This is a genomic window from Streptococcus ruminantium, assembly GCF_003609975.1.
GTDB lineage: Bacteria > Bacillota > Bacilli > Lactobacillales > Streptococcaceae > Streptococcus > Streptococcus ruminantium.
On record NZ_AP018400.1, the window covers coordinates 1,256,479 to 1,280,752 of the forward strand.

At 39.4% G+C, this 24,274-nt stretch carries 23 protein-coding genes and 1 other annotated feature; of the genes, 2 read left to right on the forward strand and 21 right to left on the reverse strand.

Features of this window, described 5'->3' with window-relative positions; all coding sequences use genetic code 11:
- Positions 1 to 77 precede the first annotated feature (77 nt).
- The 8 genes from SR187_RS06020 to SR187_RS06050 form a co-directional block, all read right to left on the reverse strand.
- Positions 78 to 440, reverse strand: coding sequence for a hypothetical protein (locus tag SR187_RS06020; RefSeq protein ID WP_145981832.1), 363 nt, complete (start codon positions 438 to 440; stop codon positions 78 to 80).
- Positions 441 to 452: 12 nt separating this feature from the next.
- Positions 453 to 659 carry a hypothetical protein gene (locus SR187_RS09845; protein WP_145981833.1) on the reverse strand — a complete coding sequence of 69 codons (207 nt, stop codon included), beginning with the start codon at positions 657 to 659 and terminating at the stop codon, positions 453 to 455.
- The gene (locus tag SR187_RS06025) at positions 660 to 1,187 is read right to left on the reverse strand and encodes a hypothetical protein (RefSeq protein WP_120171843.1); all 528 of its coding nucleotides are present in this window, start codon (positions 1,185 to 1,187) and stop codon (positions 660 to 662) included.
- Positions 1,187 to 1,687, reverse strand: coding sequence for a colicin E5-related ribonuclease (locus SR187_RS06030; protein ID WP_120171844.1), 501 nt, complete (start codon positions 1,685 to 1,687; stop codon positions 1,187 to 1,189). Before SR187_RS06030 ends, SR187_RS06025 begins: the two co-directional genes overlap by 1 nt.
- 212 nt (positions 1,688 to 1,899) lie before the next feature.
- The gene (locus SR187_RS06035; protein ID WP_120171845.1) at positions 1,900 to 2,673 is read right to left on the reverse strand and encodes a hypothetical protein; all 774 of its coding nucleotides are present in this window, start codon (positions 2,671 to 2,673) and stop codon (positions 1,900 to 1,902) included.
- Positions 2,674 to 2,675: 2 nt separating this feature from the next.
- Positions 2,676 to 12,188: a DNRLRE domain-containing protein gene (locus tag SR187_RS06040; RefSeq protein WP_120171846.1), complete on the reverse strand. Its 9,513-nt coding sequence runs from the start codon at positions 12,186 to 12,188 to the stop codon at positions 2,676 to 2,678.
- Between the two features lie 13 nt (positions 12,189 to 12,201).
- Positions 12,202 to 12,801, reverse strand: coding sequence for a hypothetical protein (locus SR187_RS06045; protein ID WP_120171847.1), 600 nt, complete (start codon positions 12,799 to 12,801; stop codon positions 12,202 to 12,204).
- A gap of 1 nt (position 12,802) precedes the next feature.
- A complete protein-coding gene (locus tag SR187_RS06050; RefSeq protein ID WP_120171848.1) occupies positions 12,803 to 13,486 on the reverse strand; it encodes a class B sortase in 684 nt (227 codons plus the stop codon).
- Positions 13,487 to 13,857: 371 nt separating this feature from the next.
- Between SR187_RS06050 and SR187_RS06055 the strand changes: the two genes are divergently transcribed.
- Positions 13,858 to 15,114 carry an ISL3 family transposase gene (locus SR187_RS06055; RefSeq protein ID WP_120171193.1) on the forward strand — a complete coding sequence of 419 codons (1,257 nt, stop codon included), beginning with the start codon at positions 13,858 to 13,860 and terminating at the stop codon, positions 15,112 to 15,114.
- A gap of 117 nt (positions 15,115 to 15,231) precedes the next feature.
- Here SR187_RS06055 and rplT read toward each other — a convergent pair whose 3' ends face one another.
- The 5 genes from rplT to SR187_RS06080 all read right to left on the reverse strand — a co-directional run bounded on the left by rplT (position 15,232) and on the right by SR187_RS06080 (position 17,730).
- The gene (gene rplT, locus SR187_RS06060; protein ID WP_024531755.1) at positions 15,232 to 15,591 is read right to left on the reverse strand and encodes a 50S ribosomal protein L20; all 360 of its coding nucleotides are present in this window, start codon (positions 15,589 to 15,591) and stop codon (positions 15,232 to 15,234) included.
- A 42-nt stretch (positions 15,592 to 15,633) separates the two neighbouring features.
- Positions 15,634 to 15,834 carry a 50S ribosomal protein L35 gene (gene rpmI / locus SR187_RS06065; protein ID WP_024531754.1) on the reverse strand — a complete coding sequence of 67 codons (201 nt, stop codon included), beginning with the start codon at positions 15,832 to 15,834 and terminating at the stop codon, positions 15,634 to 15,636.
- Between the two features lie 26 nt (positions 15,835 to 15,860).
- The gene (gene infC / locus SR187_RS06070; protein WP_024531753.1) at positions 15,861 to 16,367 is read right to left on the reverse strand and encodes a translation initiation factor IF-3; all 507 of its coding nucleotides are present in this window, start codon (positions 16,365 to 16,367) and stop codon (positions 15,861 to 15,863) included.
- Positions 16,368 to 16,407: 40 nt separating this feature from the next.
- Positions 16,408 to 16,536: a sequence feature (ribosomal protein L20 leader region), on the reverse strand.
- A 14-nt stretch (positions 16,537 to 16,550) separates the two neighbouring features.
- On the reverse strand, positions 16,551 to 17,240 hold the full coding sequence (cmk, locus tag SR187_RS06075; protein ID WP_120171849.1) for a (d)CMP kinase: 690 nt from the start codon (positions 17,238 to 17,240) through the stop codon (positions 16,551 to 16,553).
- Positions 17,241 to 17,247: 7 nt separating this feature from the next.
- On the reverse strand, positions 17,248 to 17,730 hold the full coding sequence (locus tag SR187_RS06080) for an SAG1386/EF1546 family surface-associated protein (protein WP_120171850.1): 483 nt from the start codon (positions 17,728 to 17,730) through the stop codon (positions 17,248 to 17,250).
- 51 nt (positions 17,731 to 17,781) lie between these two features.
- On the opposite strand from SR187_RS06080, the gene SR187_RS06085 reads away from it, so the two are divergent.
- Positions 17,782 to 17,976: a ferredoxin gene (locus SR187_RS06085; protein WP_024531750.1), complete on the forward strand. Its 195-nt coding sequence runs from the start codon at positions 17,782 to 17,784 to the stop codon at positions 17,974 to 17,976.
- On the opposite strand, the gene SR187_RS06090 is transcribed toward SR187_RS06085, so the two are convergent.
- From SR187_RS06090 to SR187_RS06125, 8 genes are all read right to left on the reverse strand, one after another.
- On the reverse strand, positions 17,968 to 18,453 hold the full coding sequence (locus tag SR187_RS06090) for an EbsA family protein (protein WP_024531749.1): 486 nt from the start codon (positions 18,451 to 18,453) through the stop codon (positions 17,968 to 17,970). The genes SR187_RS06085 and SR187_RS06090 overlap by 9 nt on opposite strands.
- Before the next feature lie 275 nt (positions 18,454 to 18,728).
- On the reverse strand, positions 18,729 to 19,013 hold the full coding sequence (locus SR187_RS06095; protein ID WP_231996429.1) for a DUF2304 domain-containing protein: 285 nt from the start codon (positions 19,011 to 19,013) through the stop codon (positions 18,729 to 18,731).
- The gene (locus SR187_RS06100) at positions 19,013 to 19,711 is read right to left on the reverse strand and encodes a glycosyltransferase family 2 protein (RefSeq protein ID WP_120171851.1); all 699 of its coding nucleotides are present in this window, start codon (positions 19,709 to 19,711) and stop codon (positions 19,013 to 19,015) included. The genes SR187_RS06095 and SR187_RS06100 overlap by 1 nt, the downstream gene beginning before the upstream one ends.
- An 8-nt stretch (positions 19,712 to 19,719) precedes the next feature.
- Positions 19,720 to 20,499: a glycosyltransferase family A protein gene (locus tag SR187_RS06105; protein ID WP_024531747.1), complete on the reverse strand. Its 780-nt coding sequence runs from the start codon at positions 20,497 to 20,499 to the stop codon at positions 19,720 to 19,722.
- A gap of 68 nt (positions 20,500 to 20,567) precedes the next feature.
- A complete protein-coding gene (locus SR187_RS09850; RefSeq protein ID WP_145981834.1) occupies positions 20,568 to 20,891 on the reverse strand; it encodes a polysaccharide biosynthesis protein in 324 nt (107 codons plus the stop codon).
- 705 nt (positions 20,892 to 21,596) lie between these two features.
- Positions 21,597 to 21,818: a hypothetical protein gene (locus SR187_RS06115; protein WP_120171853.1), complete on the reverse strand. Its 222-nt coding sequence runs from the start codon at positions 21,816 to 21,818 to the stop codon at positions 21,597 to 21,599.
- Positions 21,819 to 22,643, reverse strand: coding sequence for a glycosyltransferase (locus tag SR187_RS06120; protein WP_120171854.1), 825 nt, complete (start codon positions 22,641 to 22,643; stop codon positions 21,819 to 21,821).
- Positions 22,644 to 22,890: 247 nt separating this feature from the next.
- The gene (locus tag SR187_RS06125; protein ID WP_120171855.1) at positions 22,891 to 24,273 is read right to left on the reverse strand and encodes a DUF2142 domain-containing protein; all 1,383 of its coding nucleotides are present in this window, start codon (positions 24,271 to 24,273) and stop codon (positions 22,891 to 22,893) included.
- Position 24,274 lies beyond the last annotated feature (1 nt).

The window sequence follows — 24,274 nt, forward strand, 5'->3', positions numbered from 1 at the left end:
AAAAAATGTTAGTCTGCAATTACAAGCTTTATTCCATAGAACATAGCTTTTTATAGTTACATTATCAAATTTAAATCTTACCACAAATCAACCCTTAGTGTAGTGAATTGAATGTACTCTCCTTTTTTAATTCCCGCAGGTACTTCCTCAATATCATGAATATATATTTCTCCTATTTGAACAATTCCTTTGATATCATCTAAAAGACGCCCTACAAGGAAGTATTTACCATTTCCTAGATGTTCAACTACATATTCTGTTTTTTCACTTCTCTCCAAATTAGAATATTCAAATACCGAAATTGTCCCCCTTACTTCTTCTCCCTTTTTTTGAAAAAAAGGATGTGAGAAACATGTAATTTCATAGTTGCCATCTGTCACTACGACATCAGCTTCTCCAATTTCTTCGCTTATCCAAATGATATCTTTTATTATCAACACTGCTCTCATCTCCTATGGAATTACTTCAAAATTTGAAGATTTTTTTACAATTTGTTTTGCATATTTTACATGATAAGTTGTAATATCACCGCTAGTTCTATCCAAACCAACAAAAGCATACTTCGTAGATTTTCCAGTTCCACCAATTTTCATAACATAGCCATTCATCTCTGGAATATAAGTTCCTTTTTGTATAACGTAACAGTGGAAGTTAATCATCTATTTTGATCTTATTTCAAAGCAAAAGCATCCATAAGGTACTGATGCAGAATCTAAATCGCACATGTCGTACAGCCACTTCATCATCTGCGGTACTCCTCGATCCATTAAAAATTGCATATAGGTTTGGAGACTGTTTTGAAACCCCAAAACATCCGTCTTCTCCAACAGGAAGTGTGTGCGCTCCATATCATCTAAAGTAATATATTTTTCTAGTATTCTATATTCAGATTCAGGAGATAACCAAAACATGTTTTTTGGGGCAAACTCCTTTCTTTCGGTCAGCGACACACAATCACTACTTTCAACGTAGAAACGTGCTATATCAAATTCTTCCTGTAAACTTAATTTTTCATTCATGTAAAATGGAGTGATATGAATGGAAGAGGTTACTTCATTTGTTTTTATAATCTCTTGCAATAATCTGAACAGTTCTGTTAGAGTCGGATATAATCTATATTTTGACTGATAGTAAGTCGTATTTAGATACACGAGTTCATTGATTCTTCCTTTTGGTTTTTCAATCATTATTGAGGTCCTTTCCAATTTGGATTGTTTAAATCAGCAATTTGAATAACTTTTCCTGTGCTATCATCAACTGCAACATAATGCACATCATCAACATAGTAATTTGTTACACTGCTATTAGTATATTTATTATAACCAGAAGTCGTTTTTACGGGATTATTGATGGTATCTGCAATTTTTTGATTAGTCCAACCTCTATCTGAAACTTGACTAGAATAATGAGACTTTGAAAATTTATCACTAAAAGCAATATCTCCTGCTTCCATCTTAGTAATTATCTTACCTACAGCACCTACTCTATCCACTGTGTCAACAGTTTGCGCTATACTCGAGATATTCCCAGTATCATCAATCGCCTTAAAGTCTGGGGCAATATTCCCCTTCTGTCCCTTAACAGTTTTGCTAGAGACACCTTCTGTTATGGCATTGATAGCTAGGCTTGTTCCAATGCTGGCTGGGCTGATGTTGCCACCTTGGGCCGCATCCACAACAGTATCCACTGCGGTTTCAATGACAGTATCTGCTGCTTGGCGGCCTAGTGCATTCCCAATGCCTGAGGTAGCTCCTCCTAGACCGCTTAGCAGGCCACCGGTAAATAGCAGAGCTGTTTTGCTAGCTTAGTATAGATATTAAGTTTTCAAAGCTTCACACTTTTATTTTACCACACCTAAAAGAAATCACCTAGTTAGACTAGATGATTTCTTTGAAAAAACTACGAAGAGAGCAATAGTAATCTAGGTACATCTTCACTATAAAAATAAACATTATAGTTTAATAAATTATGTAAACAATAGGTCGGATGATTTTTTATTTCCTGATTATCAATACTATACAAATACCGCTCAGTACTGTCCACTGGTAAAAGTTGATACTCAGTATTTTCCGGTGAACCAGTTAAATCAATACCTTCTTCTACCATATAAAATGCAAACATATCGTCCAATTCTACTCTTATTCTATTTTTTAACCCTAAAAGATAGAATTGAGTCTTGTAATTCAAAGTAGAATATAGCGTAAAAAAGTAATAGCAATCAGCAGGGATTTCATCACCTAAAGTCGCACTCTGTCCCTGAAGCATTACATTCTCTAACTGTAAATCCAATTCTCCTTCTGTAATTGTTATTTCCTGACTAACAACAATATCCAATATAGCCTCTTCAACAACTATTACATAATGTTGAAGTTTTGAATCAGAAATTATTCCACAGGATCTATATATTAGATCAGAAATAACTTCACTCCCCATTACACTGTAGCACCCTTTTTCAAATGTCAAAAGCATTTGAGAACGTTGGGTAATTATATTGCAATCACTTGTTGGAGTAAAAGCAAAATAGTGCATATACCCCAAATTTACTAAATAGCAACGATCATTAATTCTCAAACCCAAATATTGCCCATCTCTCATTGTAGAACCTATCGAAAATGAGACATTGTATTTTCCATCAACAAAAACATTATTAAACACTCTCTGGTATCTTTCCATGACTACTCCCAATATCTAATTTTTATTCCCCTATCTGGAATTGAACTATCTTCATACTGAATTTCTAATGTTGGAGAATTGGATGATGCATTTGAACTCCAAGAACGAGCGACTACTTTGGTACCATCTTCCATATATCCTACCTTACCCATCCCTTTATTCCCCGGAATTGTAAATTCTTTGATATCAGTCAAATTGATATTATCAAAATCTTTTAGAACTTGCTCATATCCTCCTTTAGATTGATAGTTTTTAAAACCATATGTATTAATCGAGATATCTGGCAAGTCCTCTATAATATTCTGTATAGTCTGATGCTGCGGCGACCTAACGATACTATCAGGTGCTACATAAAAATCTGTCTTGGGCGTATTTTTACCAAGGTTAGGTATTTGCTGAGTAAGGAGCGCATCCTTGTGTGAAGACACATCCCCCTTCTGTCCCTTAACAGTTTTGCTGGAGACACCTTCTGTTATGGCATTGATAGCTAGGCTTGTTCCAATGCTGGCTGGGCTGATGTTGCCACCTTGGGCCGCATCCACAACAGTATCCACTGCGGTTTCAATGACAGTATCTGCTGCTTGGCGGCCTAGCGCATTCCCAATGCCTGAGGTAGCTCCTCCTAGACCGCTTAGCAGACCACCGGTAAATAGGCCTGTTGTAGCTCCTCCGAGTATACTGCTGCCTACATCCTTCACGATACTACCGGCTTGTTTACCTGAAAGAACGCCTGAGGTAAAGGCATAGGAACCTCCACCCACTGCGCCACTGACTGCTCCAACAGCCATACCTGTCGTAACAGTCGCTGTGGCACCCGTCAAGCCTAAACCTCCTGCACCAACTACCCCAGCAATAACTGGGGCAGCTGCTCCAGCAGTTGCGGCGGTCGCTGCGACTGCGACAACCGTGGCGGCTGCGGTAATCCCCACAGCTTTCCAATCGACATTCCTCAGGAAGTTAACGCCCGCTTCCACCCAGCGCTCGGCTGTTGTACAGACATGCGTTATGGTCTCCTCTAGGGATTTGGTCCAGTTGCGCACAATATTGGTGGCCTCTCTTGTCCTTGAAGCTCCCCAGTCATAGACCGATTGCCCTATGGTCTTGGCTTGTTCCCAAGCATTGGAAATACTCCTTTGGGCTTGAGCCTGTTGCCATAAGGTCTGCTGGTAGCTGGTTCTAGGAGCGTTAGGAGATGGTGTGTAGTTGTAGGAATAAATCTGGGTCTGTTGTTGGCGAACCTGATGAGCCCTATGCTCCGGTGTGGATGGAGCATATAAGGTGCCATCTGTAGGGTTCATCAGAGGTTTCGGTTGGCTGTACCCCCTGACAGGGCGACCCCCACCACCTTCCATCATGGCAAACGGTGAACCATAATGCCCACTCGGGTCAGTATAGTTTGCAGGGTTATTCTGCACATAGGTGTAGAGGTTGTGACTGAGTGGGTCTGTCCGACTGCCCTGATAACTGTCCGCTGTCAGGAAAGTCCCCGTCTGACTATCGTAATATCTGGCCCTTAGGTAATCCAAGCCCGTGACATCCCTAGCCTCACCATTGTAGGCGAACGGTTGCCCAGTCTGATCGGTGGTCTGCTTGGTGGCACCATAGAGACCATAGCTGCTGGAAGCGACTGCCTCCCCGTGCTCAGTCAGACCAGTCACAGAAGCAGATTGATTGGTTAGGTAGAAATAGCTCTTGCCTGTACTTTCATTCCTATAGTTGCTTCTTTCCCTACCATAGGTATAGGTCTCCCGCTTCTTGAGTTGTGCATCATAGGTCTGGAGGACCTGTGTGTGCTGGCGGTTGACATCATTGACATAGTTTCGAGTCTCGTAGTAGTGATAAGTGTCTTTCTTGGTCGTGTAAGGAATCAGAACCTCTTGAACCTCGCTTGAGTAGACCACTGGAGACTCTCCCGGCAGATGGTCTGCACTCGGTGGATGAACTACTAAACCTTCCTTGCTTGCCCGATCCTTTGCCACCTTCTGATGATAGGCGTTCGATACCGTATCGAAAGTCGCAATCCAGTCATAGCCCTCGCTAGTCGCAAAGCTAGAGAAGAACTGGATAACATTTTGTGTGAAACCATACCAGAAGAGACTGTGCTCTTTCCCGCTTGATGCGGTATATGGAGACTTACGCTTCTTATCCGCAGGCTTACGCTTGAAAAGTTGGTAGTGATGGGTAGCCTGTGTTCGACTAGCAGTGAAGACACGATTATGATCTCCATCATAGAGAGCCGCAAAGAGGAGACCTTCCTTATCCTTGACCGCAAGGAGACGATTCTCCGTATCGTAGATGTAGTTCAGCTTGGCATCCCCTTCGCCAGAAGCTGTGCGGTTGCCATTTTTATCATACTGATAGGTAGTGGTCTTATCGCCCGTCTTCATTTCAAGCAGACGATTATTGGCATCATAGGTATAGCTCGTCCTAGTTGACTTGCCCTCTACTTCTTCTGTGCTTGTCAGCTTGTTTCCTGCTTGGTCGTAGGTGTAGCTGAACTTACTTAACTCCTTACCAGCCTTGTTTGAAATCATCATGGTGGAGATTTGCCCCAAACTGTCGTAGCTATAGGCTTGAATGAGTGTTTCCCCATCCTGTGTGATGGTCTCCTTGGCGATATAATTACCATCATCATACTCGTAAGCATAGCTGGAGATGACCTTATGCTTCTTATCCCGATGGATCATTTCCTTCACCCGATGTGCCGCATCGTAGGTCAACTTGCTAGTCGTCCCATCTCCACGCTCTATCTTGACCATGTCCCCAGACTTATCATAGGTGTAGGTAGTGACGTTACCATCACGATTGGTAACCTTAGTCAAACGATCAAGAGCATCATAACTGTAAGTTACCTCACTACCATCTGGATAGGTTAGTTTAGTAACATTACCATAGTCGTCGTAGGTGTAGGCAATGAGGCTGCCATCTCCCTGACGAACTCCTATCAACTCGCCCTCTTCATTATAAGCGTATCTAGTCTGACCCGTCAAGTCGCTCATAGCTACTCTGCGACCATCCGCATCATAGGCATAGAGAACCTGACCTTCCGACTTGACAGATGTCTTTTTGGTTAGGAGTTGGTCTAGCTTATTATAATCATAACGGATAGTCTGTCCATCCGCTTTCTTGACTTGAGAGAGTTGATTATTGAGGTCATAGGTGTAGCTTTCAACATCTCCCAACGCTGTCATCTTCTTGATAACATTGCCTAATTGGTCGTAGCTGTATTTGGTCACTTGACCATTGCCATTGGTAACAGAGGTAAGGTTGCCCACACTGTCGTAGGTATAGCTACTCGTTGAGGCCTTATCTCCACTTCCCTTGGTCGCTGTCAAGAGCTGGTCTTTCAGGTCATAGGTATAGCTAGAGATGCGTTTGCTTCCGGATAGAACACTGGTCAAGTTGCCATTGCCATCGTAAGACAGGCTGCTGCTTGCTCCTGTCGGGCTTGTGACCTTAGTCAGACGATTATCCTTATCATAGCTGTAGAGAGTGATTTTCCCTCCCGTATCAGTTTCAGCTATCAAGCGATTGCCTACATCATAGCTACGCTTACTCACTTGTCCCAAAGCATTGACGACTTCCTGCAAGTTACCGTTTGGATCGTAGGTGTAGGTTTCCTTCCGTTTGCCATTGATAGTACGTTTGGTCACTTGACCTACAGGGTCATAGCTTTGTTCCGTCTCACGACCTGTCGGTGTTGTGATGGTCTTGAGTTGGTCCAACTTAGTATAGGATAGGCTAGTCTTAGCACCACTTGGTGCAGTAATGCTTGCTAGATTCCCAGAAGCATCATAGCTATACTTCGTTTCAAGGTCCAGTGTATTCTTTTCAGATAGGAGACGACCAGCTATATCATAGGTGTATTTAGTCGTTCTGTTTGACTGGTCAGTCTCTGTGATGAGGTTACCTGAAACATCATAAGTATAAGACTTAGAAAGTCCTTGTGGAGCGGTCTGCTTCTCCAAACGACCAAGAGCATCATAGGCATAGCTAAATGTGGCTTGATTGGATAGAGTACGACGAGTCGCACGGCCATAGAGGTCATTGACATAGGTTGTCACTCCACCGTTTGGATCGGTCTCTGTGGCAATACTTCCTGTTTTATCATAGGTATAACTGGTTTTTCCACCTGTTGGCTTGGTCATACTAGCCAGACGATTGAGTGCATCGTAACTATAGATGGTGGTGTTACCCTCGCCTGTTGTTTCAGATAGACGATTACCCACTGCATCGTAAGTATAGGTTTGGCTGGCACCTGTTGGTGCAATTGTTTCTGTCAAGCGACCGAGTGGATCGTATTTCAATACCGTCTCTTGACCATTTGGATCCTTATAAAGAATCAGATTTTCATTGGCATCATAACCGTAGGTAGTTTGATGCCCGTTGGCATCCGTTACACTTGCGACATGTCCCAACACATCGTATTCGTAACGAGTTTTGTGTCCTTCAGGATCTATTTTGGTGACAACACGGTTGAGCGGATCATAGGCGTAGCTGGTTGTCCGACCGAGATGGTCCACTGTCTTATTTAGATTACCGTTTTCATCATAATGATAGCTGGTCTTATGACCTTCTACATCTGTCTTTGTCACCAGATGACCGACCTCATCATAGGTATAGCTTTCGCTACGACCATCTGCATAGGTGACTGTAGTCAACTGATTATAAGCATCATAGGTCCTACTTGTCGTCTGACCGAGACTATTGGTCGTTGTGAGACGGTTACCTGCAGCATCATAAGTATAGGTTTCATTTAAGGACTGGTTATCCTTAGCTGTAATAACACGGTTGGCAGCATCGTAACTATACTCGGTGATGAGTCCACTAGATTGACTTTGCTTCACCAAGCGGTCTAGGGCATCATATTCATTGAGGGTGCTTGTACCATCCGCTCGAATAATCTCTTTAACTTGAGCAGTCGGTGTATAGGTTAGCTGAGTCGCATGTCCATTTGGATTAATAACTTGAGTTACGTAGCCTAATTCATTGTACCGATAGACAGTCTTTCCTCCTAGAGCATCTGTTTTCTCTATCAAGCGCTCCATCTGATCGTAGGCAAAGTTGGTTGTGTGACCAAGGGCATCTACAACCTGTGCCACTTTATTCTGACCAGTATAACGGGAACTAGCGGTATAACCTGCAGCATCGGTCAAGCTATTCTGATTTCCATTGGCATCGTAGGTCATGTTTGTTGTTTGCCCGAGTGCATTTGTCGTACTGGTCAAACGGCCTGCGGCAGTATAGGCATAGCTGGTTTTAAGACCTTTGGCATCCACTCGTTCCAGAACGTTGCCCATGGCATCGTAGCTGTAAGAAATACTCGTTTGATCTGGATAGTGGATGGTCGTCACATTGCCAAGCGCATCATAAACATAGCTGGTCGTACGCTCTCCCAGACTTTCTGTGAGTTTATTGCCCACTGCATCATAGGTATAGGTTACTGTTTGACCGGCTTGGTCCGTATGGTTGAGGAGGCGTCCAAGTGAGTCATAGCTGCTAGAGGTGCTAGTGCCGATAGGGTACTTGGTACGAACCTGATTGCCCGCCTTATCATAGCTATAGGTGGTCACTTGACCAAGGGCATCTGTAACAGTCGCAATTTGGTTAACAGCTTCATCATAGGTGTAGGTTCTTGTCTGACCCGCTTCATTGGTTCGTGTCAAGACTCGCCCCAGCGCATCTCGACTGTAGGTCACGGTCTGTCCACCAGCATTCGTCTCTGTTAATAACCGTCCTCTACTGTCATAGCTATAGGTAGTCGTATGCCCTTCCGCATCCGTCTGGCTAAGGAGATTGCCCACCCCATCGTAGCTGTAACTATAATTACCTCCTTCACCATTATTGGCCGCAATCTTACGACCAAGCGCATCATAGCTAAAGGTACTGATATTCCCATTACCTTCCGTCACAGTAATGACCTGCCCTGCTGGGTCAAAAGTCTGACTAGTACCAACACCATCCGCATCTTTTTCACTCAGTTTACGCCCTTCGGCATCGTAGGTAAAAGTAGTCACTCCACCACGTGGATTGGTAATGGTGGTGACTTGATTGTGAGCATTATAAGCAAGTGTGGTGACACCACCAGCTGAATTGGTCACTTTGACTAATTTAGCACCATCATAAGCTAGTTGAACCGTATTGCCACGAGCATCTTTTGTAGAAAGAATTCGTCCCTGCTCATCAACGGTATAGGCGATGGTTGAGCCATCTGCTAAAGTCGTAGAAAGAAGGTTGCCCTTATTATCGTAGGTATGACTAGTCGTATGCCCTGCAAAATCTGTGACAGAAAGCAGATGGTTGTTTCGATCATATGTAGAGGTCTTAACGGCACCATCAAAACGGGTCTCTGTGAGAATATTTCCTTGACTATCATAGGTGTAGCTAGTGGTTTGTCCCAACTCATTGGTCTTACTTGCCAAACGATTATTGCTATCATAAGTTTTGCTTACACTACTTCCATCCGGATAGGAAATCCCTTTTGTCCGATAAAATGTATCATAAGTATAAGTCGTCTGTTGCCCATTAGCATCAGTCGTCACTGTCTGTCCATCACTGTAAGAAAGGGTAGAAACTGCACCTGTACCATCTGTTTGTTGGGTTACACGGTTTTGATCATCATAGACATTCTCGACGATTTTGGTACCATTTGCATCATACCAGGCTGTCATGCGTCCCTTGTCATCATAATCGTAGCGAGTCTTAGCTCCTGCTGCATCTGTGTAGGCAATCAGATTACCGGCCTCATCATATTCATAGGCTAACGTTGCACCATTGGGTAACTGGATAGCTCCGATATAACCAGAGTCATTCAGGATGATACCATATGTGATGCCTGTTGGAGATACAATCTTTCTTAGCTGTGCCTGTTCATTGTATTCTAGATCGGTTTTATTTCCTTTTTCATCTATCTGACGAATCAGTTGACCATGGAAATTAAAGATTTTTTCTTTCTGGTTGCTATCTTTGATATGGTATTCCTTGACTGCATATTCTTCCTCGCCATTGCCAAAATCAGCTTTTTTAGTTTCTAACTCTTTGACAGTCAGGGTCAAATCATATCCTTCTGGAGCCTTGTATGTATCACCTTCTTTAGTGAATATCAGGATTGAACCATCCATGCGTGTATAGTAAAGATTACCTTCCTCATCAAGGGATAGCTGTTCGTTGAAGGCAAAAGACCAGCCACGACCAAAGAGGCTATTCATTCCTGCGGCTTTGGAGTTATAATGACGAATAATGGCAAAATCTCCACCTAGGTCAGAAATAGCTACATCTGTCCGCTCTAGGAAAAAGTTCCCCGTATTGAGGTTAATCGGTTCAAAACCAAACTCACAGTGCAGTCCCCGTCCCATCAAAAGCATATCTACATCAGCCTTTGTCTTATCATTTAGGACAGGCGGGTTGTAGGGAGTCTTAGCATTTTGCTTAGGATTACGGATAAAGAGGGTATTATTTTTAACCAGCAACATATCTTGAATCCGATTGTCAAAGGCAATCTGATCGAGAGAAACTCCGTAGTAACTCGCTATCTTGGGCAAGGTATCATATTGAGTGACCTTGTAAATAATGAAAGAATCACTAGTTTTTTTCCCGCTAGTTTGTCCCTCCTTCTGACTTTCTGCATCAATAGTATACAAAGTATTGAGATCTGGCTCTGTAAAAGGTACCAAGGTCTGCCAGTTTGATAACTTATCTTTGTACTGAGTGGTTCCTTTTTCAAAAGCGGAGATAAAAGAGCTGGTATCAGGATACTTATACGAGAAACTAGCTGTACTCTGGCCACTATAATTCTTAGCAGGATCGCTCAATTGGTAACTAACTTGTGCTGCAGGACTAGTCAGACCATCCGCAAGGACTCCTTGAAACTGGAGCTTCCCAGACCTATCTGTTTTGACCATCGTTCGCAGGTTAATTGTCGTATCACCGATAGCATAATGAACATCTGCTGGATCGGGTACTGACCAATGAATCGTCAAACTTGGAGCCTTGTCAGAGGTAAAACCAATCTGTCCCGCATTGGAGGCAGTTGCTTCTGTCGTATAAAAAGCACCACCATCTGCATCTTCATCTGTAGCTGCAACGACCAAACCATAGTTAGGATAGAGTCCCTGTACCCATCCGTTAACCGCATCGCGAATATCAAAGTTGTGCATCCCCACTTTTTTAGTTGAAATAGCATTCTCGCCCGCAATTTCTCGACCTAGATTAACAGAAGAATTCCATGTCACTGTATTGATATCGAAGTCTTCTGTCATACGATAGGCACCAAATTGCGTTCCTTGATTTCCTGGAGCCGTGTACTCATAGAGATTTAGTGTAGCACTATCAATCTTAGCTTCTGATGGAATATGTTGTTTAAAGTCATAGTTTACTTTAAAATACATCCGACTACGGCCGATATCTTTGACATAAGGTACACCTGTCATCCCCATCAAGTCGACCGTCATATATCCTACATACCCATAGGCCAGACCTTGGTATTGACCATGAACAGTACTAGTAACAGAGTCAAGAATGTTTTCACGAGGAACTGTGATAGTCGGATCAATCCGTACAGGGTATTGACGAGCACTGTCTGCCAACCACTCTTTTCCAGCAACGACAGTAATCTGATAGCGTCCCTCTTTTTTTACTAATTCCAGTTTCAAATCTTGACTAGTCTCACCAGCCGCATCTACCATCATAGGTGCAGTCAGAACAAAAAGGATATCTTTCTTCCCCCTTTGACGAACCAAGACTTGATTGACTTCCAGAGACACATCATAGTCTCCCGCATCTAAAATATAGGTGAATCGGTTCTTTTCTTCCCATTTGGCGAGAACAATTTCTTCCTTGACCCCATTTGATTGGACAGTATACTGAACATCTGTTGTCCCATCAACATTATTGTAAAGGATAGCATTATCCTGCACAGTTGCATGTCCGTAAGTTTTATCCAAAGGGTAAATAGAAATCTTTTTCTCCTGACTGACCACATCAATCGGTGTTTCATTATTCACTTGAGAAGGTAAGACCACATTGACTGGGGATTCTTTTGGTAGGTAGTAGTGCTTCCCGTCTGCATGATAAGAGTAAAGACTCAAATCAATCGGAACCTCTTTCCCTTCGTGATCCAAGTAGGTCTTAGCCTGACTACCGATATGGGTCACAAAGCGAGTTTCATCCACCTTGTAGAGCTGTTCTCTCCCATTTTCGAGGATTGGAGCACCATACCGCTCACGCAGAGCCGCTTCTTCTGCACTCTGACTATCCTCACTAACTTTAGGCTGTTGGATGGCATCCCCTGCATCGTCCGCTGTTTCTTCCTGTTCTTGAGTCGTAGATGAAGGAGTTATCGTATTTTCATTACCAACTGTCGTCTTACGTGCTTCTTCCACCGACTCATTGTAATAAGTCTGGCGTTGCGAAGTTTCAACAATTTCCTGAATTTCCCTCGCATAGATTAGCGGGCTGTTAGTCAGCAGGAGGGTTGATAGCATCAGCCAACTAACTAGTTTTCTTATCTTTTTCATATTCATCATCCTATTATTTTCCAATTAAACGATATACCGTTCCCAAGACAATTACAGTATCAACAGCACGCAACAGCAAGCCCGAAATGCTTGGTAAAATCAGACCTATACTAGTTGTGAAGATAAGTACTATTGATACAATAACCAGAATTCTCTGAAAGTTCTCCTCCTTCCAAGACAAGCTGGTTCCTTGATAGAAGCGATACAAAATAAACAACACAGTTACTTTCACCAGCGACTGAAACACACTAGTCACTAGCCAAACACCATTTTTTACATCTCGGTAGCTAAAGGAACTGTGATCATATATGAACTGCCCCAATCCACCAATCAGTAATCCTCCCAGAATGGCTACAGTGAATGTCAAAATCAAGGTCTTAACAACACGATTGTCTTGATTGTACTGCTTTATGAACCAAAGAGCTAATCTCCCTATAATAAACAAAGCCACCCCTGATAAAAAAAGACCCACAATTCCGATTCCTAAAAGAAAGGGAATATTCTCAGACCAAGGTTTCAATAGACCGATTCTCATCAGCTCTTGACCTATCCCCAAACTGATAAAGCCAAACACAAACTCAGAAAATCGCCTACGTTTTCTAAAAATCTCCATATCAACTCTCTCCTTTTCTGATAGCATGGACAACAAAACGCATACCGTCATTTGCTGCATCACAAGTAGACAAAATCAATAGCCTATCCTCCGCAGCATCAAAGGGAACCGAACGATAAAAACCACCATATTCTCTTGATCTTGTCTCTAAATGAGAAACATAGGTTGCAACCTGTCTTGAATCACTCAGTCCATAGGTATGGTATAAATGATCATCTGTAAAAGAGTAGGCCGCAATAATCTTGTAAGAATAGGTTTTATCTTTTGTTATGATGGTCACTGTTTGAAATTCTTCAAATACAGAAATATCTGCAAAGTAATCCAAGCTTCCAAACATTGAATCATCCCTCATGGCGTGTCCATATAGAATAGTTGCCGGATCATCAAAACTCCTATTATTGACCTTCTCAGTGAAAATCGCACCGTAATTCGTCTCGTTGCCCTTTTCATCATGGGTCAGATAATACCGATCATCTGTCGGGTGTTGCAGGACAGGGTAGTTGATTTTCGTACCATCCACTCTAATCCAAGCATAGACATCCGAGTTTTGATGAAAACTTTGTTTCACCTGTTGTATCTGTCTTCGTATCTCTTCTGTCTTCTCCAAATGTAGCACTCCGTGAGACAAGAGGAAAATCATACCACCAACTAAGGCTACACCCAGTAGCTGTCTAAAGTTCTTCAATTCAGTCTCCTTTTCTCTAATATTTTACCATAATCTTAATAGGAATAATAGCTTTTTACAAAAATTTATTTGGGAATTTCCTATAACAGTTAATGGACGAAAAAACGATAGTAACTTTAATGGAGATTCCCTACGTTCTAGATTGGTTACTCATTAGATACTATCCCTTCTGACTTTCAACTACTCTTTGGATACTTTTAAAATTTTCTATCAATAGGCTGAAATAGCTATTTTTCTATTGTTTTAATAGGCTCTATAATTTCTGTAGTGGGTAAACCCCACTGTGGAGATTATAGGGCTTTTTGAGTATCAAAAAAGTCCCATAAGACTTATAATGAAAAGCGCTTAAACAACTCATTAGAAAGTATCTTATGGAACACATCAATAATACCACATTACTCATCGGAATTAAAGACAAAAATATCATCTTAAATAAAGCCATTCAACACGATACCCATATCGAAGTCACCGCTACACTTGATTATCACCCTCCCAAATGTAAACACTGTAAAGGAAAACAAATCAAATACGACTTCCAGAAACCTTCTAAAATCCCTTTTATTGAGATTGCTGGTTTCCCTAGCCTCATTCGTTTGAAAAAGAGACGATTTCAGTGCAAGTCCTGTCGAAAAGTAACTGTTTCTGAAACATCTCTCGTTCAGAAAAATTGCCAAATTTCTGAAATAGTGAGACAGAAAATCGCTCACCTATTGCTCAACAGAGAGGCTCTTACCCATATCGCTGCTAAGCTCGCTATCTCTACCTCTACTGTCTATCGCAAGTTCAAGCAATTTCATTTCCAAGAGGAGTACACTACTTTGCCAGAAGTGCTTTCCTGGGATGAGTTCTCCTACCAGAAGGGAAAACTGGCCTTCATTGCTCAGGATTTTAACACCAAGAAAATCATTACCATCCTTGATGACAGACGTCAAACAACCATCCGAAATCATTTCTTCAAGTACTCGAAAGAAGCTAGAAAAAAAGTTAAAGTCGTCACTGTCGATATGTCAGGGAGCTATATCCCTCTCATTAAGAAATTATTTCCAAATACCAAAATTGTCCTCGATCGTTTCCACATTGTCCAGCACATCAATAGAGCTCTCAAGCAAACACGTATTGAAATCATGAAGCAATTTGACGATAAATCTCTTGAATACAGAGCTCTTAAGTACTACTGGAGACTTATTCAAAAAGATAGTCGGAAACTATCTCCTAAGGCTTTCTACTCTAGATCTTTTAGAGAGACTCTAACGCCTAGAGAATGTCTCAATAAGATGTTCAAACTGGTCCCTGAGCTTAAAGATTACTATGACCTGTACCAGTTACTCCTTTTCCACCTGCAAGAGAAGAATACTGAGCAGTTTTGGGGCTTAATTCAAGACGCTTTACCTCATCTCAATCGCACCTTTAAAACCGCTTTGAGCACATTTATTCGCTATAAAAACTACATCACTAACGCCATTGAATTGCCTTACTCTAACGCTAAACTTGAGGCCACTAACAAACTCATCAAAGACATCAAGCGCAATGCCTTTGGTTACAAGAACTTTGACAATTTCAAGAAACGTATCTTAATCGCCTTGAACATCAAAAATGAGAAGACGAAGTTCGTCTCCTCTCGCGCTTAGCTATAAGTCACCCACTACAGTTGACAATGAGCCTTTTAATAAAACAAAAAAAGGAACCGATGACCAGTTCCTTTGCTACCTATGCCTTCTTATCTTTTAGACATGGCTCTTCAATTTTTACTTACCTAATTTTGCTTTTGCTGCATCAGCAAGAGCTGTAAACGCTGCTGCGTCATTTACTGCTAAGTCAGCAAGCATTTTACGGTTTACTTCAATTTCTGCCAACTTCAAACCGTGCATCAATTGTGAGTATGACAAGCCATTCATACGAGCAGCCGCATTGATACGAGTAATCCACAATTTACGGAAATCACGTTTCTTCTGACGACGGTCACGGTATGCATAGTAATAAGAGTTCATTACTTGTTCTTTCGCAGTACGGAACAAGAGATGTTTAGCTCCATAGTAACCTTTAGCTAATTTTAAAATACGTTTACGGCGTTTACGAGAAACAACGCCACCTTTAACACGTGCCATTTAATTTTCCTCCAAATAATAATCTAAATTCTAGTAGTCAGCTTATCTCAAACCTGTAAGCATTGATTTGATACGCTTAAAGTCACCTGCATGTACCATACCTGCTTTACGAAGGTGACGACGTTGTTTCTTAGTTTTACCATGGAAACGGTGTGAAGTATAAGCGCGGAAGCGTTTCAAGCCACCAGAACCTGTACGTTTGAAACGTTTAGCTGATGCGCGGTGAGTTTTTTGTTTTGGCATGTTAATTCTCCTTTTGCTTAAAAAGCTTATTTTTTATCTGAAGCTGGGGCCAACTGCATAAACATTTGACGTCCGTCCATCTTAGCACGTTGTTCAATAATAGCAATATCTTGGGTTGCTTCGGCGAACTCAGCTAATACTTTCGCTCCAACTTCTTTATGGGTAATCATACGACCTTTAAAACGGATCGAAACCTTGACTTTATTTCCTTTTTCTAGGAACTTACGGGCATTGCGAAGCTTCGTATCAAAATCCCCTTTGTCAATCGTTGGACTTAGACGCACTTCTTTTACAGTGACAACACTTTGTTTTTTGCGTTGTTCTTTCTGTTTTTTCTGATATTCAAACTTGAACTTACCGTAGTCCATAATTTTTGCAACTGGCGGTTTAGCTTGTGGTTGAATCAATACTAAATCCACGTTTGCATTATCAGCAATGGCTTGAGCCTCATTGAGTGGTTTGATTCCCAACTGTTCACCCTCAAGACCGATAAGACGAACTTCACGCACTCGAATTTCATCATTGATGAACAAATCTTGCTTTGCTATGGCTTTTCACCTCATTTTATATTTTTCGAGAAAAACGAAACGGACTTGCTAAACAAGTCCGCACTACACCATTATTATTTCCGAAGAAATCTTAATCCGTAGAGCCAGACAACGTTAGTCGCAAGGCGAGAAGCTCTCACTTCTGCTTTTCTCAATACGACCATTCTATCACTTATCCGACTGCCTGTCAAGAATTTCTTTCGCTTTTTCTGTAATAAATTGAACAACTTCCTCAATTGATACACCTGTGGTGTCAAAAGTAATGGCGTCATCTGCTGCTTTTAAGGGGGAAACTGCTCGATTTGAATCCTTAAAATCACGAGCAGCAATCTCTTCTTTCAAGATTGCCAAATCAGTCTCAATCCCCCGCTCCATATTTTCCTTAAAGCGACGGCGAGCGCGTTCTTCTACAGAAGCAATGAGAAAGATTTTCAGCTCTGCCTGAGGTAATACTACAGTACCAATATCGCGACCGTCCATAACAATACCGCCACCCTCAGCAATTTTCTGCTGCAAACGCACCAATTCCTCCCTCACTAGAGGTAGAGCTGCTACTGCTGATACATTATTGCTCACCTGATTATCCCGAATAGGAAATGTTACATCCGTCTCCCCAACAAAGACCAGTTGTTGACCATTCTCATCTCTTCCGAAGCGAATGGGGTACTGGATAAGTAGCTGAACAATCCTCTCTTGATCTGTGACATCAATACCATTTGTCAAGGCAAGGTAGGTAGCCGAACGATACATGGCTCCTGTATCTAAGTAGGTATAACCAAAATCTTTGGCTATCATCTTAGCAACGGTTGACTTACCACTTGAAGCCGGACCGTCAATTGCGATTTGAATTGATTTCATAACTCCTCTATCTAATACGAACTACATCACCAGGATGGGCAAGCCAAGAACCTGTTGTCATTTTTTCTGGATTTAGTCGTTCTAATTCGGCGATTGAAATGCCACCACGACTCGCTATCTGCCCAACCCCTTCTCCTGGTTGAACAGTTAGAGTAGACCCATCAGCAGCCTCAGCAACCTTAGAACTTGATTCTGTCGTCTCTGCCCCTGATGCCTCCGTAGAGCTAGACTCTGTCGTCTCTGCAATAGTTGATGAACTATTTGAAACGACCGCAGTGGTGCTCGGATTATAAAATTCTTTTGTAGAATCCGTTCTACTACCACCTACGGATAGATAAAACGCAGTGACACCAATAATTAGCACAATGACAAAGAAAATGATTGCCAAGGTTGTAAAGACACTTGTGCTTGCCATTCCCTTACTCAAACGTTCTCTACGACTAAGAGATTCTGTGTGATAAACTTCTTCATTCCATGGCTCTTGTGACATTATCGGGAAAACTCCTTGTATTTTTATTAAAATATGATTACAATACTAAGTATGAAAATAAAACTTATTCCTGAGCGTTGCATTGCCTGCGGGCTTTGCCAAACCTATTCATCTATTTTCGATTACGATGATGAAGGCATTGTTGTCTTTTCAGACGATACAAATCTGGAAAAAATGGTTGAACCGACTCCAGAGATTCTTGCTGCCATCAAATCATGTCCTACAAAAGCCATTTTATCAGATTGATTTGGCTTTTTTTGTATAATATTCTTCAAAATAATCCAGTTTTATCAGGTGATCGACCAATTCAATTTCACCTTTGAAGTGACTATGAACAACCAAATGGTTCACAAAATACTTTTTCGGCCACTTGCGCATATAGTACACCTGACCGTTTGGTATTTCTTTAGAGAATATGCGAATCGCCAAATAAGTGACCTCTACTCGAGTTATGCTGGCAATTTCAATCTCCTGGACAGAAAATGGATTAGCCGAAACAATTCGTAAATGCTCTTCTCTTAACTCAAAGTAACGATGTAAGCCCAGTATGATCAAAATAAGGGAAAGGGCAACCAAAAAAATAAATAGTCTTGATATTCTTAATCGCTCCAGTAACAATATCATACCAACAAAAAGAGGGGTGAAGGCGAGTGACCAGTAAATAATAGCCCAAGATAACTCCGGCTGCCAATGGTAACGGATTTTACCGAAAATTTTAATCATGTCCAACCTCCACCTACTATTCTAGCATAAATAAAGAGATTTTCCTATGAAAACCTCCCCCTTTTGAATGTTTATTGCATTCACATGTCAGTTCAATTATAATGATAGAATAATTTAAAATATACTGTTACAAATCGCTAAAATCAAGAAAAAGAATCGATTTACCATTCTGTTCTGTCTTAACCATAATATATATCTTGAGATTTTATACTAATTTTGAACAGACCAATAATAAGTCCTCTACTTTTGTAATAGCAATAAATTGAATAAGCCCTTCAATTTAATTTCAAGTTTAGCCTGTTTAAAGTACATATACGATTGACAATCAATAAGAAAATAATTGCTAGGAATACAAAATTTGCAGGAGATTCAATACCTATCCAATCTGATAATTGACTAATTGCATTTGGCAAAAACGCAAAGACAAGCAAAACACCTGAGAAAAAAAACCAAAAAATACTGTCCTCTATTTGAATCCTTGACTTGCGAATATTCATTAAAATAAAAGCTGAAGTAGACATAGCTGTCACAATAAGTAAAAATTGAAATTGGATAGCCATTATTTCCTCCTAAAGTTTTGAATCAATAAAATAGATGTAAACATATGTACCATATATTTTATAGAACGGGATAACGTCAAGTAAGATTGTCCAGTCTGTCTCTCCAGCATCTTAACTTGCACTTCTCTTATTTTATATCCTTGACGAATCAAGAAAGAAATAGTATCTGGTTCGGGTGTATAATTGACATTCAATGCAAAATCCCTGATAAGTTCCTTGTTAAACATCCTCATACCAGATGTGGGATCCGTAATTTTTTGACCAGTAGTTAGCCTGATAGACCAGCTAATTAAGCTATTACCTAACATTCTCAAAGAATAATTTTTAGGCGCAGATACGAAACGTGAGCCGATGACACAGTCATGTCCTTTTTTGATTTCCGCAACCAAATCACCAATATACTCTGGTAAATGCTGACCATCTCCATCAAATTGTATCGCCTGATTATAATTCATTTTATATGCGTATTTAAAACCAGTCTGAACAGCTCCTGTCAAACCAAGATTAACAGGAAGATCAATGATATTGAAGCCATTCCCGTGACAAATTTCTGATGTACGATCTTTTGAACCATCGTTAATAACTACATAATCAAATTCAGGAAAATTGCTCTCCAGATTATTTACAACAGCCTCAATTGATCCTTCTTCATTATAAGCTGGAATAATAATCAACGTATCTGATTTCTTTTTAAACATATCTTCCCCTAACCATTTGATTCTTGACTTTTTTCATAAAAGTGAATAAGAATTCTTACCATAAATTCTGGCCAAAACAAACGATACATTTCCGTATCTTCTTTTGTCCGAACATTATCACGAATAGTATTAGATGTTTCTGATTCTTGATGAATACGGTGATACATCAGTTTTTCAGAAATATATCCAAAACTTCCCTTGTAATGCGTACTGATGTCATACCAAGCATACCAATCTAAGTTTGTTCTCATCTGTGTTTCAAATTGAAAACCAGATAATTTCTCCATATCATAGGTTACAGCAGGACAACAGATGGCATTTCCAAAAGCTAATATGCGATTTCGCCAAAATCTCCAATTTGGGAATAGAGCTAGTGCTTGCAACATCAGCGTTTTAATCTTCAAATTGGTATTAGCTGGAACTTCCTGATTATCACGGTATTCTGCATAGTCTGAGTAAACTATTGTATGATTGGAATGACGAGAAAATTCTGCAAGGACTTGTTCAGCATAATTCTCTTTATAGAGGTCATCCTGATGTGCAATGGTTACATATCGACTACTGGCAAACGATAATGCATAGTTCCAATCTTCTCCAATCCCTCCACCACTACTTGTATGGTAAGGAATAGCATATTGCTTACATAGTTGCTCAATATGTTTACTTGGTGTGGAAGTATACAGGATGATTTCTGATCTTACCGTCTGATTTTTCAAGGAAACAATACATTCTTTCAGGTATGGACTATCTCCATATGCGCAAATCACAAAAGTGTGATTGGTTTTCATAATTTTTTCTCCGATTTGAATACTTCTTTTGTGCTTCAAATGTTAATTTTATCAACAATCAAATAATATTACAATTCATTTTTTAGCGATTTCTTAATAAATACATAAATGCCGATACTTAGTAAAAAATATACCAGCATAGCTAGAGCAAAACTAATTGAAGCTCCTAGAATAGAGTAATGCTCAATAAAGGGAGTAGTAATTACTTTTGAAATAATAAAAGTTAAAATTGTCACTACTAGTAAATAGGACTGTTTTCTATGAATCGTCAGCAAATTATCTACCAATACTGAGTATACATTCAAGCCACCTCCAATGAGCAAGATCATAAATGGCAACTTATACTGTCCTAGTTCAACACCAAATACAATGCTTAACACAGGAAGACCCAAAATGTAGCCTCCCAAGAGTACCACTAAATGAAATAGGGTCAACAATAAGAACAATTTCTTGACTTGTTTTTGATAGGATACTATTTCTCTCTTGTGCCAAAAGACAGATAGTTCAGTGAGCATAGGACGTAGAATATATACCAACAAACTCAATACAAAAGATGGCATAAAAATAATATTAAAGTCCCTCTGCAAACCTGCAAAATTGCCATTATTCTGTAAAACTGAAGAAATGACAAATTTAGGTTCAGAATAGATATAATTTACTAAAAACGCATTTATAAAAATTGGAAAACAATTGAACAATATGTCCATTACTGATTTAATATTCCGTATTGAAGTAAAAAGAGTATCTTCTGAAAAATATTTCTTCAAATAGTGTATATCTTGAATGATAAATAACAAAAAATTTACCAGAAGCATTGCAGAAACAGAAATATTTAGAGATTTGAACAACACAAGAGAAATGCTAAAAAATAGTATGGTACTTAAACTATGACCGAATAATACTTTTCCTGCTAAATCTGATCGATTATGTTGTTGAAAAATCCTGAAAACATCCGAAAGCGCATCAAAACTTCTATGAAATGTTAAAAAAACTATTGGTAAGTATAATCACTTGAAACTTTATTAAAATTTAAGTAAAGCATAGACATATCATCAGCAGACGATAGTAAGTAATCTAGAAATAAAGTACTCTGAAAATTATTCTTTCAAGTATCGTTGATTGATACTGCCTACACCAAATAATCCTACAACATACAATTGTTGCGCCACAGTAAAAGAAAAACTAAAAGTATCAGCAACAGCCGGAGAAGTCAGTCTACTCGCAACCATCAACAAGACAACAGATACCAAGGTCGCAAAGACTGTTCCAATAGTATTCCAAATTATCCCTACTTTTCCAATATTTCTGCTTTGCATCATTTATTCACCTTTACAATACAATTTTGAAAAGATAGGAAGAAGTTTAATTTTGTCTAGTAAATAAAACAGAGAGACAATAAATCTATTTTTAAAACTCTCACCTTGGATAACTTTAGAAAAGAACATGCTTTTATACGCCATCTCACTATCCAAATAGTTCTTACCATTTTTAAACTGACGCATAAATTCCTCAGGTTTTGCCTTACTTCCAGAAAACAGCATGTACCATACCAAGTATCTATAAAGATAGTACTCTATCCGTCCCTTATCAAAGTCTCCGCTTTTAGATTTAATTTCCCTCATGACAACTCTCAAATCCAAATCCTCAGACAACCCGCGTTGATGAGTATTAGAGACACTAGCCTCATTATAATACCAGAAGTAGCCAACATATGGGATTACCTTTATCTTATTTGTTTTTGAGTATGCCACAATACTAAAAACAACATCTTCTCCAAGACCATAATTGAAAAATGTAATGGCATTGCTTAACAAAAAACTTTTCCTGTAGATTCTTGCCCATGGAGCTACAATAATATATTTTGACCACTCCGTATTGCTCAATACTTCTGTATGCAAAATTTTTCCACTCGAATTGACTCTTTGATAGCCTCCTATAACAATGTCCAGATTATTTCTTGTTATCTCTTCAAAAAAAATTTCTATATAATCTTCTCTAAAGTAATCATCATTATCTACAAACATGACATATTCGGACTCAGCAAGGGTTATTCCTAAATTTCGTGTTTTAGCAACGCCACAATTTTCTTGATCAACTACCCGTATATTTGAATACTTTTTAGCCCAATTATTCAATATAGACAAGCAATGTCACTGATGTCATATTGATAGCAATAATTTCAAAGTTTTTAACTGTTTGTTCCTGGGAACTCAAACATTTTCAATCGTTTTTCTGCATTATATACGGGGATAACGACCGAAACCATAGGTTTTCCATAAAATAATATTTCTCCTAGTTAAATCTGTATATAAAATCAATACTTACTGTCAAAATAGTCAAAATGATATCAATAATTGTTGTATTTTACTAAAATTATCAGTATCTACAAGTTCACGATTGATACACCTTTGGCAAAATCACAGGTAAAAGTAAAGGTAAAAAACAAACCATCAGATAATAATATCGACCTTGAATACCGCCAACTAAAACATCACCGGGTTTGTAAACACGTGGATCTCCAGTTATAGCATAAACCATTAAAAATGATATACCTATGAAAAGAAATACTAAATACAATCGGAGTTTTTTAGGCACCCGTATCTGAAACTCAATGGAATTCCATATATATAAACAGATAAAAATAAGCATAGAAATCACAGCCAGAAACATTGGTTCGTGACTAACATATTGTAGGGGACGCGAGACAAAATTATTCAAAATAGCAGTCGGTGCATTTACCATCGTCCGAATAATTGGTAACGGATGTAGAAGGAAATAGGCCAAGCCCGGACTTTTACCAGTTACTGAAGTGGAGAAATTAAAAATATTTAAAATTCCAGTATAAACTAACCCTAAAAATAGGACTGGTATAAAAGAAAAAATTGCAAATAGCTTTACTTTCTTTGATACAAAGTACTTATTAGGTAACACTGCAAGCAAACTTCCCATCAATACAAATGGAAACTTAGAAAATACAAGCAACATTGCCAGACCTTGAAATAGACAAGAATATTTTAGCGTAATTTTTTCTTTTTCAGCCAAAACATTCGTCAGCATAGCAATCATAAGAAGACTAGCACCGTAATATAAATAATCATAATGATAACCTGAAACAACATATAAAGCAGAAGGTAAGGTCCCCATCAAATAAATCATATTTTGATAAACTCGACTTATTCTAATGGCCAAAAACACCAGTAAAGCATAAGCTAGCACATGAAAAATTCGACCAATATAATACGAAATATAGACTTTATTCGAAACTAAGCGACCAATATTCCATCCTATTGCTCCTGGTATAAAGGAGGGGTTATCAAAAGATGTTGGTGTCCCTGCAATTTTACTTTTCTGATGTTCTACATTATACCAATAATCATCGCCTTTAAAATTTTGGGGATTCCGAATACTGTCATGTAAAAAGACAGAATCGTAATCTTTTAGCTGTTCATCAGAGTATTTAAATAAAAAACTATCTGAAATTCCTATAGCATTTGCTAAGTGTGATTCTTCATCCAAAGCATATTGAACAGGTCTAATCAAAGCAATAACAGTACCGAATGATAAAATAAGGAAAAAAGCGTTCCTAGCTAATTTCCTAGGTTCCTCCATATCAACTATTACAAAGTAAAATACAACAGCAATCACAATGTACCAAAAATTTTGATTGAACTTCCACTCAAAAAAAATCGGTAGAGTCAATTGAGCAAATAAAATCAAAAAAATACCAACAAGAATATTGCGTAGCTTTGTAATCCATAGACTGTTTGTCAGCATA